This window comes from Lacibacter cauensis, assembly GCF_007830055.1.
Lineage (GTDB): Bacteria > Bacteroidota > Bacteroidia > Chitinophagales > Chitinophagaceae > Lacibacter > Lacibacter cauensis.
The window spans coordinates 1,103,218-1,116,219 of record NZ_VLLE01000002.1 but is presented as its reverse complement, the minus strand read 5'-3'; the positions used below and the strand labels follow the sequence as shown (position 1 = coordinate 1,116,219).

Sequence of the window (13,002 nt, the reverse complement as noted above, 5' to 3'; positions counted from 1 at the left end):
CAATGCCAAGACGTATCGAAGCAGCCCTGCATTACAATGAACACAAAGTGCAGCAAGGAACAGCGATGTGTATTGCTGCGGTCAACTATTTACGGGAGGCAAACGAGATGAATGTTTCTCAGAAGCTTGCAGGGTTTCTGCAACGTACTAGTTTGAATGAACGGGCAACGACGAAAACGCTCCATGTTTCGCTCAACTTTGATCCTTCCGAACAGCTCTCCGAACAGCAACTGTTGTCCATCGCTGCAGCGTATATGGAGCAGATCGGTTTTGCTGCGCAGCCATATCTTGTGTACAGACACTTCGATGCAGCGCATCCGCATATGCATATCGTGAGCACAACGATTAAGTCTGACGGCAGCAGGATTAACACCCACAATATCGGACGCAACCAATCCGAAAAAGCAAGAAAGGAAATCGAAGCAAGCTTTGGACTCATCAAAGCCGAACGTCAACAACGGTTGCGTACGCCTGCAATCAAACCGGTGGATGTTGCGACAGTTGTGTATGGTAAATCTGAAACACACCGCAGTATCAGCAATGTCGTCAGTGCTGTTTTCAGTCAGTATGTGTTTTGTTCACTCCCTGAATTCAATGCAGCGTTGCAACAATTCAATGTCGTGGCAGACAGAGGTAGTGAGAAAGGAAGAATTTACAGCAAGCGGGGATTGTTGTACCGGGTGCTGGATGAAAAGGGAACGAAAACAGGCGTGCCCATCAAGGCAAGTGCAATCGGCTGTCAACCGACACTGGATCGACTGGAAAAAAAGTTTGCAACCCATACAACTGCCAGGCAATCGCTGCAACCATTTGTCAAAGCGAAGCTGGATGAGTGCCTCGTAAAGTCTCCTGCATCGGTGCAGGAGCTGATCGTGTTATTGCAGCAAAAAAAGATCTACACCGTGCTGCGTCAAAATGCAGAAGGCCGTTTGTACGGGATCACCTTTGTCGACAATCAAAACAAAGCTGTATTGAACGGCAGTGCAATCGGGAAGGGATACAGTATTGCAGCGCTGCAAAAAACATTTGCAACAGCTGCAACCGTTAATACAAAAAAGGCTGCTGCTGATGTAAGCAGAAAAATGAATCCCGTACCTGCTAAGGAATTTTCGCTCACCAACGTAAGAACGGTCACTAAGCAACAAACCGGTTCAAAGGAGAACCTGTTTGTCCGTTTGCTTACACCGGAACAGACGTTCACCAATACACCGTATCATCTGCTGAAAAAGAAACGAAAGAAAAAACGGAAGAACACGGATACATAACCTTTCAATCAATGTGTATGTCGAACACCGGAGAAAATGAACAGGGGCTCAGAAAAATTATTGACCTCACACGATTCGCAGCTGTCTTTGTATTGCTGCTGCATTTTTATTATTTCTGTTACCAGTCGTTTGCACAATGGCAAATCAACAGTGCGATCACAGACAGGTTGTTGAAAAATGTCAGCCAGACGGGGTTGTTTAACGGACTGTTGCAATCGAAACTGATCGCACTGGGTTTACTGGTGATTTCTTTACTCGGTGCACAGGGAAAAAAAGAAGAACGGATGCAGCTGCGAAGTATAGCGGTGTATTTATTGGTTGGTGTCCTGCTGTATTTTGGCAGCAGCCGTTTATTGCTGTTAACCACAGCGGTTGAAACAGTTGCCCTTGTTTATATGTTGATTACTACTGCCGGATTTTTGTTGATACTGGCAGGTGGGAATCTGTTAAGCCGTTTAATTAAAGTAAACATAGGGGATGATGTGTTTAATGCGATGAATGAAACGTTCCCGCAGGAGGAGCGATTATTAAGCAATGAATATTCAATTAATCTACCTGCCCGATATAACCTGAAAGGAAAAATCCGTAAGAGCTGGATCAATGTTATTAATCCCTTCCGCGGTCTGCTGGTGATCGGTAGTCCGGGTGCCGGTAAGAGTTGGTTTGTGATCCAGCACGTGATCAAACAACACATTGAAAAAGGTTTTGCGATGTTCGTTTACGATTTTAAATACGATGATCTGAGTAAGATCGTTTATAACTGGTTACAGCAAAACAAAGAGCAGTATGCTGTTACCCCTGCGTTCTATGTGATCAATTTTGATAACCTCTCGGTATCGCATCGCTGTAATCCGCTGGATCCTACGACGATGAATGATATCACCGATGCTACCGAAAGTGCACGCACAATTTTACTCGGACTCAACCGCGAGTGGATCAATAAGCAAGGTGATTTTTTTGTGGAGTCACCGATCAATTTTGTAACGGCTGTGATCTGGTATCTGCGCAAGTATGCCGGTGGCCGGTACTGCACATTGCCACATGTGATCGAGCTGATGCAGGTGCCGTATGATGAATTGTTTCCGGTGCTCAACACCGAACCCGAAATCGAAGTGCTCGTGAATCCCTTTATCACTGCTTACCAGAACGATGCCATGGAACAACTGGAAGGACAGGTGGCAAGTGCAAAAATCGGGATGGCAAGACTGGCGGCACCCGCCTTGTATTGGGTCTTATCGGGTAACGATTTTACATTGGACATCAACAATCCCGTGCATCCCAAAGTTGTTTGTGTCGGGAATAATCCGGAGAAGCAACAGATCTATGGTGCTGTGTTGTCTTTGTATGTTTCCCGGCTTGTGCGACAGGTCAATAAAAAGGGCATGCAGCCCTGCAGCCTGGTCTTTGATGAGTTCCCGACGATCTACTTTAACAACATCGATAGTCTGATCGCAACAGCAAGAAGTAATAAAGTGGCAACGACTTTAGCGATGCAGGATTTCAGTCAGCTGAAAAAAGATTACGGACGTGAACAGGCTGATGTCATTGTGAACATTACCGGGAACATCATCAGTGGACAGGTGATGGGCGAAACTTCAAAGCTGTTAAGTGAGCGGTTCGGTAAGATCCTGCAGGACAGACAAAGTGTTTCTGTTAATCGTACGGATACATCCATCAGTCATTCCAAACAACTCGAGGCTGCGATTCCGGCTTCAAAGATCGCCGCACTTTCCTCCGGTGAATTTGTTGGTCTGGTAGCCGATAACCCCGACGAGCAAATCAAGCTGAAAATGTTTCATACACAGATTGTTAACGACAGCCTGCGGCTGCAGCAGGAACAACTGGGATTTAAAGAGATTCCACCTGTCCGTAACCTGACCCAACAGGAAGTCATGGACCGGTTTTACCAGGTGAAACTGGATATCCGCCAATTGGTCGCTGCGCAAGTGGAGCAATTGCGGGCACAGCAACAGGCAAAGGAGGCATAAGACTCTTTCTATCGACAGCCAAAACGGTTAAAATGTAGTAGATTTGGCTGATTATAAAAATTTATAACTGTCCAAAACTTGTGTAATTAGGTTGTTTTGGCTAAAAATAAAAAGTGATGGATCAACTGACAGGAAGGTACACAGAGCGGCAGCTGCTGCAGGAAGCCCTTGCAGCGGATGAAGCGCAACTGATCGCCGTCTACGGCAGACGCAGGGTAGGAAAAACATTCCTCATCCGCAGTGTCTATGCTCAGCAGTTGCTCTTTGATTTTACCGGTGTACACGAAGCAGGGCTGAAAGACCAGTTGCTGAATTTCCGCAATGCATTGCAGACGGCCATGGGCAATAAGATCCCGCTTGCAGTTCCGAAAAACTGGATCGAAGCTTTTGCTTTTTTACAGACTTACCTGGAACCGCTGCTCAACGAACAGAAAGGCGTGGTCTTCATTGATGAATTCCCCTGGATCCATACACCCAAGTCCGGCTTTCTGCAGGCCTTTGGTCATTTCTGGAACCACTGGGGAACCAAACAGTCCAACCTGATCGTTGTTATCTGCGGTTCAGCTGCGTCCTGGATGATCCGCAATGTGGTGAACAGCAAAGGAGGCCTGCACAACCGGATCACACGGCGCATCCGTCTGCTGCCATTCAATCTCCAGGAAACGGAAGCTTACCTGCAAAGCCGGAAGATCATACTGGACCGTTATCAATTGCTGCAGCTCTACATGGCCATGGGTGGTATCCCGCAGTACCTGAAAGAAATTAAAAAGGGGGAGAGCGCCGCACAGACCATTGACCGCTTGTACTATGCCAGGGATGCTGTTTTAAAGCAGGAGTTCCGGAATCTGTATGCTTCTCTGTTTACCGATGCCCGGCATCATATCGCTATCATCAAAGCGCTGGCAAAAAAAGCACAAGGACTCTCACGCAATGAACTCATAGCCGAGGTGAAACTTTCTTCCGGAGGCACCACGACACTGCTGCTGGAAGAACTGGAGGAATCGGGTTTTATTGCAGCTTATATCCCGTTTGGTAAAACCTCCAAGGAAGCTGTGTATAAACTCACCGATGAATATTCCCTGTTTTATTTGAAGTTTATTGAAGGCGCAAAAGCAACAGGAGCCGGTACCTGGCTGCGGCAAGTCCCAACAGCAGCAGCTGTCAGCTGGAGCGGATTTGCCTTTGAAGCGGTTTGTCAGAAACACATCGCTCAGATCAAACGGGCATTGGGGATCAGCGGTGTACTGGTGGAAGAGTCCGGTTGGCGGTATCAGCCGGAAAAGGGTAGCAGTGAAAAAGGTGCACAGATTGATTTGTTGCTGGATCGGCAGGACCGCTGCATCAATCTCTGTGAAATGAAATTTGCGGGTGCTGCGTTTGTCATCACAAAAGCATACCGGCAGGAATTGGAAAATAAACTGCAGGTTTTTCAGCAGCAGACGAAAACAAGAAAGACCGTTTTTTTAACCATGATCACCACGTATGGTGTTACGCAGAATATACATGCCACCGGCTTGGTACAGGCAGAGGTAAGAATGGATGATTTGTTTGTAGCAGACTGAGTAACTGTCACAACGATCATGTACGGTCTTTCTTAATGCAAGAAATTTTTTGAAAGAATATCTGCACCAATGACCACGTAGCTGATGTTTCCGGAAGAATCGGGGAAGATGTTCCTGATTGTCATGCTAATTACCGGGACGGCTTGTAGACGATGAGTAATGCCGTAAAGAAGGACAATAGACCGCAAAGTATTGTCAGGTATACCAAATGCTGTTGAATACTGTGTTTTTTATTTGCCTAGCGTTTGCATGGTTGATACAGGTTTTGGAGCATTTGGGAAACAGCAACGAAGAACAGGTATCGGTTTATATTTGTTTCAGTAATAATTGTTGAATATCCTGCCACAAAAAATAGACTCTTGACCGTATTTTGTGTGGTTTCAGTTTGCCGTGTTTGATCCACTCATAGATGGTGGGTTTGGTAATTTGAAAAAGCGAACACACTTCTGCGATTTTATAAAGAGGTTTGTAGGTCAGCCCGGGAGTTTCATATGAAATTGATTTTTCTTTTTGTGTTTCCAGATTACTGACTTCTTCGCGTATGATCTGGCGCACTTGTTGCCAATACTGCTCGGGATCATAGGGGAACAGCATTGGGGTAATGATCGTACCATTCTTCACTTGTTCTTTCATCACATATGTTTACATATAACGCTGCAAATTTTTATCCAGTTGCTGAATATGTCATGTCAATATTTAGCCATCTGAAAGAATATCATGAATCAGCAACAATATCCAGTTGTGTTGAACCGGAAAAGGTGAATACTTCAGCAGCCAACTATTTGATTAGTCTGAAGAATTAAATGTTCTGATCGCCTGTTAAACAATCAGGCGATGCTGGTTGGCGAAATGGATCTTCCGTTGTTAAAACATGTGATTCACAAACAACGAATGCATGTCTACTACTATGCCTATGATGAATGCAGCATAAATCTCAATGTTTATTTTACAGATTACTTGCTTGATGCGCCTGTTTTTTTGCAGAATGTATGCAGTTCTCCTTTATCGTATAAAACAGGGCCATGTCCAAAGCACATGATCTTGGGTCGCAGTCTTGCTATTTTTTTTATTGACTCCCGGTTTTGTTCCAGGTCTGCTGTAAACAAGTCCGGAGGTTCGTGCAAACCGGGAAGGGTAGTGAGGAGGTTCATGTTTACTAAAACATCCCCCACAATTAAAACACCGTCTTTCTCCCTGAAAAATGAAAGATGTCCTTTTGAATGTCCCGGGGTTTCCACTACTCTGAAAGTGCCGACACTATCACCTTCCTTTAAGATCTGTTGTACTGGATGACCATCGCCGGCCCAAAACTTTTTCTGAAATTTTGTTATCAGATGATTTGGGTAGGGATACCCCGCTGTCGCATTTCCGGTTTCAGCATATTGTTTTTCTGCTTCACTAGACCAAAAAGGAATTTGGTAATGGTTGCAGACAAAACTGCTGGCCCCCTGGTGATCAGCATGTGCATGGGTAATCGCATGCGCTTTGACTTCTTTGTCGCCAATGGCACTGATAAGTTTAGGTCCTGAGTATTTTATACCAGCGTCTATTAAAATATTGTCTACTAGATAAGCATTGATTGCGTTTCTTCGAAGTAAGGCTATTTGATAGACGTCTTCCGCAATTTGATGGATCATGCAGGTGCTGTCGTTTTTAGTGGTTCAGATAACCGGTAACCTGGTCCTTATGTTCCTTTAATGTAAAGCCCTTGATGATCAGTCGTATTGCTAAACTGATTTCGTAGGCTGCTATTGGTAAAGCCAACAAAATGCCCCAGATTGAAATTTGTTGGAACAGCCCAAACAGTTCGCCAATTGCCGCAAGCATAATCAGGCAGGATGCGAAAATTCCAAATGATGCCAGCGGCTTTGGAACAAGTTCTGTTTTCAAAAAAACATAGCTGTAGATAAACGTATTGATGGCCAGCATGAAATTCGGTCCAAGTATAAATGTCCAGTCATGCAGGTCAATAAATACCGAGCCGATTGTATGGGCATACATTCGATCAGGAATAACACCGGTGCCATAGGCATGGCAAATTGAAAGGACAGTCAGTATGCTGATTGTGCCTGTAACAATAAAAACCACTTCCATAACCCTGAAACTTAGATAACCTATCCCCAGGCTTTCGTTATATTGTTTCAGATAAGGGTACAGCATGATCCCGGTGCCGATTGCTGATATCGCTAAAATCAATTCGCAAATTGCACCTGATAGAACCTTGTAGTAATTGATGAATCCTGTATGAAGAAAATCTTTACTCGTTAATACCGGGTCATAGAGTTTAAGTCCTGCAATGGAAAATACAGCAGCCGCGATAAAAAATATTCCCGTCATCTTTGCATTTGACCTGTTGTTGCTCTTTGCTGAATACACGATGTTCATATCTTTTTTAAGCTTCCTGAAGCCTGCTTTTGAAAATTAGTAAGCGTGATTTTTTTGACGATTTTTATTTGCTGTACGAATTACTATTTCTGTGAAATGCATAAAATGCGGACAGTACTTCTTCCGGCGCCTCAATTTGCGGCCAATGCCCGATATGTTCAGAAAGTAGATATATTTTCGGGTTGGGAATGATATCCCTGTAACGGTTCGCCATGTGCATACCGGAGTTGGGATCCGCCGGACCGTTTATAAAACACATGGGTATGGATGTATTCTGCATCGCGTTTATCCATCTGTGCTGGTAGTTGACTTTCTCAAAGATCAGTCTGCCTAATAAATAGGTAATTGCTTTTCCATTTTTATAATTAAGAATTTTCCAGAAACAGTCAAGCAGCTCCGGTGCAGGTTTGGTGTGTTTTCCAAACACCTCTGCGGTAGCTTTGGTCACCATTGTACGGGTCATCAGTTTACTGAACAATCTGCCGATCGGTTTGGGAGATTTTGATAATAAAATCTGAATCAATCTTGGTTTGTACACATCCGTAAACAACCCGCCATTTAAAAATGCAATGCTCCTGATATGAAATGAATTTTTGTTCTCTCCGCTTCTTGCAATTAATTCCTGTACAACACTGTTACCCAGGTCATGTGCCAGCATATGTACATCTGTAATATTCATTTCGTTCAGCAGGGTAGCATATACATCGGCCATTTCTTCAAATGAGTACCTGTGTTTATCAGGTTTATCCGAAAAGCCCATCCCCGGCATGTCCGGAATTAGTACGCGGTAATCTTTGATAAGTACCGGAAGGATTTCTTTAAAGTCAAATCCGTTATAAGGATAGCCATGCGTGATTAACAAACACGGGCCTCCACCTTCATCCCGATAAAAGATGTCAAGTCCCTGATAGTTGAAGAATGAGCCTTTGCTTAACCATTCGTTTACTTCCGGGTTCACATGGTAAGATGTTGGAAAATTAATGCTGGATGTCATGTGGCTTTAAATACTTTTCTTTTAATGCGTCAATAATGATTTTGTGATCTTCTTCGTCATGTAAACCTGAAACAGCAATAATGGCAATCATTCCTGCGCCCTTAACAAATACTGGGATTGCTCCACCTCTTGCTAAGAAATCTTTTTCATCCAGCCCAAATGTTTTATCTAACGTCATCTTCCCTTCCAGTAAATCGTTTTTTACACTTAGCGAACTTTCTTCAAACCGTTTCACCAGATTGATCTTTCGTCTGAGCCAGTTGTGTTTATCAGCAGTCAGGCTATCATCTACATAAAGAAAAACAGGATGTGTTAAACGATCTATTTCCACGGCAATATGTTGATGACGCTTTTTTGCCAGGTTAATAATGGCCATTCCCATGTCCATTGCTGTTTGATTGGAAAAGCTTTCCAATTCAATCATTTTGATTATTTTAGTTTGGGCCATGCAGGGTTGCTTTATCGTGAGTAATAGCAGTAAGGTCAGTAGCCTGATCATTTCTTTATTTTTAAAATGCTAAAACGTATCAGTAGTTTTTCTTTAAGTGTTGCATCAACCATTTGTCAATTTCCTCAAGATCCGGAACCGGGAAATGTCCACCCTTCGTGCTTAGTTTTAATTTCGCATCCACCCCGTTACTGACTAATTTATTGTACATAGCGGTCTCTTGCCGGTGTGGAACGAGTGGATCATCATAGGAACTGTAAATTAAAAAGGATGCATCTCCTTTGTTCACATAAGTAAGCGGCGAAGCTTCTGCATATTTTCCTGATAATGTATAGCCGGTGTTGTCCACCATCGGCAATTCGCCGACATAATTAAACAGAACCCTGGAAATGATCGGGTTTTGAATGGCCGTGTCTTCTTTTTTATTGAAGTCTGAAAGATCGAATCGGGCAGCCAGTGTGACAACGCATTGGACTTTGGAACTTACTGTCTCTGGTCCTGTTTGCTTACTGTCATTATCCTGTTCTTTCACACCAAGCATGGAACATAATGTTGCACCTGATGAATAGCCGAACGCTCCGATATTGTCCGGATCAATATCAAACTTATGCGCATTAAATCGTATAAACCGAACTGCACGCTGGCAGTCACCCACAATATCAGTGTAACGAAAATCTGGAGCGAGGCGATGGTTGATCACGAAGATTGTGTATCCTTTTTCAACGAGCTGGCGTGCGTATTTACCAAAGTATAAGGAGTCTTGCGCAAAATTTTGTGTCGTAGAGGCTTGTTCATAATCCGGACGATAAGCATATCCGTAAGCAGTGCCCGGTATAGTTATTATTCCTATTTTATTGGAATGCTCAGGCTTATAAATGTCCATCGTCAAAGAAGCGCCTGAAACCATACCATATACTACATTTTCATTTTTTTTTATGTTGGCTGCCATGTTTGGTTTTTCATACCAATTCCTGATTCTTACATCAAGGTGACTGTTGCTTTGCGAAACAATTTTTTTAAACTCTTCGGTATCACTGAAACCATTCATGTTTCTGTAATGATATGGATAGATAATTTTGGGTTTAAATGCAAGCACAGCGCTGGCTGCCTGCTGAACGGTCATTGTAAAAGGCTGGTTCATACAGACAAAAGCGATATCAATATTTTTTAACGCACGCATTTCAGGAATATCATCTGTGTCACCGGAAATGTATATCCGCTTTCCGCCATACTCCAGAAGGTAGCTATTACCGCGACCTTTCGGATGTCGTGTATCCGGGGTTTGAGGCAGGTCATACATCGGAACCGCTGTAATCGAAATTCCATGTTCTTTAATCTGTTCGTTATTCTGAAGTACTACTATATCGTTCTTGTACTTTGCCGGCAGTTTTTCTGCAACGGCCTGCGGAACAATAAATTTTACTTTTTCAAAATTTAAGGTGTTCAGTAAAACCGTATCCATATGGTCCTGATGAATGTCAGTAATTAAAATCAGGGCAGGAGGTTCCATTTGTTTGAAAGTACTTATACTGTTATATGGATCAATCAGGATGTTTACCTTTCCAAACTGTAGCCGCATTGACGCATGAAAAACCGGTTGAATAACGATGTTCTCATTGACTGTTTTTATTGTATCAGGTTTTGACCGTTGTGCAATAGCAGCTGGTACAGTCAATAAAAACAAAATTGTAATCTGAAAATAGCTATGGAATAATTTATTGGTCATAAAACAACATTTAAGGTGTAGTGAATTTGTTCTTTCTGTTATTTTAATTTTAAACGCTATCAGGTTCTTTTTCAAATTGTTTAAAATAGCCGGGTTGGACTAATTCTAAAACTGTCCCGGAACAAAATATATAATATGAAGGTCACTATGATCAACGCGAGTAACATGAGCCATTGTGCAGCCGAAACTCGTTGAATCGCGTGTTGATTTCTGCGATCACAAATTTCTCCTGGACAATACTGCGCTTTATTTTTGTTTAGTAATCCATACAGTTTACAGCCTAAACAAATCCCAAAAGCCGTTTCTGAAAACATAAGGATAAGACATGTCAGACAAGCGAGCCCGGTAGCTGCACTATATGTATTCATGACTACCATTAAAATGAGCATGATGCTTGAGATAGTGAAGCCAATATACCATGCAAATTTTTTTTGCTCAGCACCGACATATTCCGGGTTTTGATTCCTTACAATGAGCTTTCCGATAATCAGTAATGGCGCATATTTCGGATTAACAAATAAGCGAATGGAAAAATCCAAAACGAATATGGGTAATACATATTTAACAGGAATAAAATTGCCATTACTTAAAATCAGCGTAAGCGAAATAAATGCCATTAAAAACATAATACCGGCAGCAGCCCTGATTTCACGATTATTTAAAACAGGAATCGAATAGCCCGGGACGATTTCTCCAAATGTCAGTTGTCTTTCCATGTATTCGTTAGATGAATTTTATTTAAAATCAAGTATGCTTACCTTATTAATCAATGACCAAATAGATCGTTAAGTTTTTTTGCAAGTTCTTTCCCTCTTACATTTTTTGCAATGATTTTGCCTTCTGCGTTGACGAGATAATTGGTCGGTATTTCAAATATTCCATATTGTAATGCTACGATGTCATCACTTCCTTTCTTGGTCATCACATTTGGCCATGGAAGTTTGTCTGTTACAATTGCTTTTTTCCACTGGGAAGCACTGATGTCAACTGATACCCCCAATAGTTCAAAACCATGCTGCTTATATTTGTCATAAAGTGAAACCAAATGGGGATTATCTCTCCGGCAGGGACCGCACCAGGAAGCCCAGAACTCAAGCAGAGTATACTTTCCCTTTAATGAGGAAAGCTTTACAGTTTGCCCGGATGTATCAGGCAATGCAAAATCTGCATAGGAACTTCCCACTGCTATTTCCTTGTTCAGCTTAATATACTGCTCTGCTTTCTGGCCGTATTCAGATTGTTTTGCTTGTACAGCCAGCTGTCTGTACAAGCTATCGGAAATCTTTCTTCCCCATCCCTTGCAATAGACACTTAGGATGTATGCAGCAGTTACAGAGGAAGCGTTACTTTTCACAAAGCGTATATTTATATTTGTCAATTCCTCTTCAAGTGATAAAATCTGCTTCCATATTGCAGAATCAACAGTGCCATAATTTCTTCGAAGGCTGTCAATCAATACTTCGTAAGGTTTTGTTTGTCGATATAAGGATTCAAGTTTTCGCTGAAAGTCAGAACCGTCAATAATGGCATCTTTTAGCTGACCTTTTACACCACTAAATGTCAATGCTGAATTCTCTACCCAGAAAAATTTATATTCAGAAAATGATTTTGTTCTGATTGCATAATATTTAGGTGCTGCATTATTCTTATTTTTTATTTTTAAGATAAACCGCTCATCCATTACCTGTGCAGAATCAAGGGCGGTGCCCAGTTTCTCTGCGTCATCCAGATACAACCAGCTGCTATCCTTGAAGCCATGTACATAACCGGATATGGAAAGATTTTTCAGAGTGCGGCTTATTTTCGAATGCGTTTGTGTTTTTGCAAGGAATGGGAGCAATATGACCACAATTACTGCCGCAGTTAATAGAAAAAGTATTCTCCGGTTCATCTTTAACTATTTTAAAATTTTGCTTGATACTTAGTTTGACTTTCACTAATCACCAGTGATATTCTTTAAGACTGATCGTGCCACTAAAATTCAGGTAAAGCAGATTGCATCCTTCTGCATTAAAATATTCGAGGTATGCCAGATCTCTGATGTCAACAGTAACGGAGAGGAGGTTGTTTTTTAAATTCACTGATTTTAATTTTGGAGCCTTTGTCAGCAGTGCCGTTTCGATTTGATTACTTTCAGCATCAATTTTCTCTAGTTTACCCAAGCCACTAACATCTATTTTTTTTAATTTATTTCCCATGACAAATAATTCCGTTAACGCTGTTAATCCTGATAAATCAAGAGTTGTTAATAGAAAATTATTCTGAACATATAGATGCTCCAGACTTTGAAGGCCTCTGATGTTGACCGATTCAATCCTGTTGTTATAGGCGTACAGATATTTCAGTTTTTTAAGTTTCGAAACATCAAGTGATGAAAGATTGTTATTGTAGCAACCCAATTCTTCCAGGTTTGTAAAACTGTTAATGCCTTCCATGTTCACAATGCCAAGACCGTTTACATAAAGTTTTTTCACCTGTTGTGCTTCGGTTAACTGGATCTGATTATCGCCATTCGTATCATAGCCCAGCGCAATAACCCGTTGTTTGAAGTTCGGGTCGGGGATGCGTACTACCTGTGCTGCAGACCGTAGCAGAAAAAACAAACCGCAAATACTGTAAAGAAGTTTCATAGCA

12 protein-coding genes are annotated in these 13,002 nt (G+C 42.1%); 3 read left to right on the top strand and 9 right to left on the bottom strand.

Translation table 11 applies throughout. From position 1 onward, the window contains the following. Positions 1–2 precede the first annotated feature (2 nt). From IQ13_RS04550 to IQ13_RS04540, 3 genes are all read left to right on the top strand, one after another. On the top strand, positions 3–1,265 hold the full coding sequence (locus IQ13_RS04550) for a relaxase/mobilization nuclease domain-containing protein (protein WP_158637304.1): 1,263 nt from the start codon (positions 3–5) through the stop codon (positions 1,263–1,265). Between the two features lie 17 nt (positions 1,266–1,282). Further along, a complete protein-coding gene (mobC, locus tag IQ13_RS04545; protein ID WP_144884859.1) occupies positions 1,283–3,253 on the top strand; it encodes a conjugal transfer protein MobC in 1,971 nt (656 codons plus the stop codon). Positions 3,254–3,369: 116 nt separating this feature from the next. Continuing rightward, positions 3,370–4,815 (top strand): AAA family ATPase, encoded by a 1,446-nt coding sequence (locus IQ13_RS04540; RefSeq protein ID WP_144884858.1) that lies wholly within the window; start codon positions 3,370–3,372, stop codon positions 4,813–4,815. 306 nt (positions 4,816–5,121) lie between these two features. Here the strand turns inward: IQ13_RS04540 and IQ13_RS04535 are convergent, their stop codons facing one another. From IQ13_RS04535 to IQ13_RS04495, 9 genes are all read right to left on the bottom strand, one after another. After that, positions 5,122–5,448 (bottom strand): helix-turn-helix domain-containing protein, encoded by a 327-nt coding sequence (locus IQ13_RS04535; protein WP_144884857.1) that lies wholly within the window; start codon positions 5,446–5,448, stop codon positions 5,122–5,124. Between the two features lie 320 nt (positions 5,449–5,768). Further along, positions 5,769–6,452, bottom strand: a complete 684-nt coding sequence (locus IQ13_RS04530) for an MBL fold metallo-hydrolase (RefSeq protein ID WP_144884856.1) — start codon at positions 6,450–6,452, stop codon at positions 5,769–5,771. 16 nt (positions 6,453–6,468) lie between these two features. Continuing rightward, a complete protein-coding gene (locus IQ13_RS04525) occupies positions 6,469–7,200 on the bottom strand; it encodes a DUF4386 domain-containing protein (RefSeq protein WP_144884855.1) in 732 nt (243 codons plus the stop codon). A 64-nt stretch (positions 7,201–7,264) separates the two neighbouring features. Further along, positions 7,265–8,194: an alpha/beta fold hydrolase gene (locus IQ13_RS04520; protein WP_144884854.1), complete on the bottom strand. Its 930-nt coding sequence runs from the start codon at positions 8,192–8,194 to the stop codon at positions 7,265–7,267. Further along, on the bottom strand, positions 8,178–8,642 hold the full coding sequence (locus IQ13_RS04515; protein WP_144884853.1) for a heme-degrading domain-containing protein: 465 nt from the start codon (positions 8,640–8,642) through the stop codon (positions 8,178–8,180). Before IQ13_RS04515 ends, IQ13_RS04520 begins: the two co-directional genes overlap by 17 nt. 79 nt (positions 8,643–8,721) lie before the next feature. Then, positions 8,722–10,368 (bottom strand): MBL fold metallo-hydrolase, encoded by a 1,647-nt coding sequence (locus IQ13_RS21315; RefSeq protein ID WP_158637303.1) that lies wholly within the window; start codon positions 10,366–10,368, stop codon positions 8,722–8,724. A gap of 80 nt (positions 10,369–10,448) precedes the next feature. Further along, positions 10,449–11,084 carry a DUF4395 domain-containing protein gene (locus IQ13_RS04505; RefSeq protein WP_144884852.1) on the bottom strand — a complete coding sequence of 212 codons (636 nt, stop codon included), beginning with the start codon at positions 11,082–11,084 and terminating at the stop codon, positions 10,449–10,451. 50 nt (positions 11,085–11,134) lie between these two features. Then, the gene (locus IQ13_RS04500) at positions 11,135–12,259 is read right to left on the bottom strand and encodes a TlpA disulfide reductase family protein (protein WP_144884851.1); all 1,125 of its coding nucleotides are present in this window, start codon (positions 12,257–12,259) and stop codon (positions 11,135–11,137) included. 49 nt (positions 12,260–12,308) lie between these two features. Next, the gene (locus IQ13_RS04495; RefSeq protein WP_144884850.1) at positions 12,309–12,998 is read right to left on the bottom strand and encodes a leucine-rich repeat domain-containing protein; all 690 of its coding nucleotides are present in this window, start codon (positions 12,996–12,998) and stop codon (positions 12,309–12,311) included. Positions 12,999–13,002 lie beyond the last annotated feature (4 nt).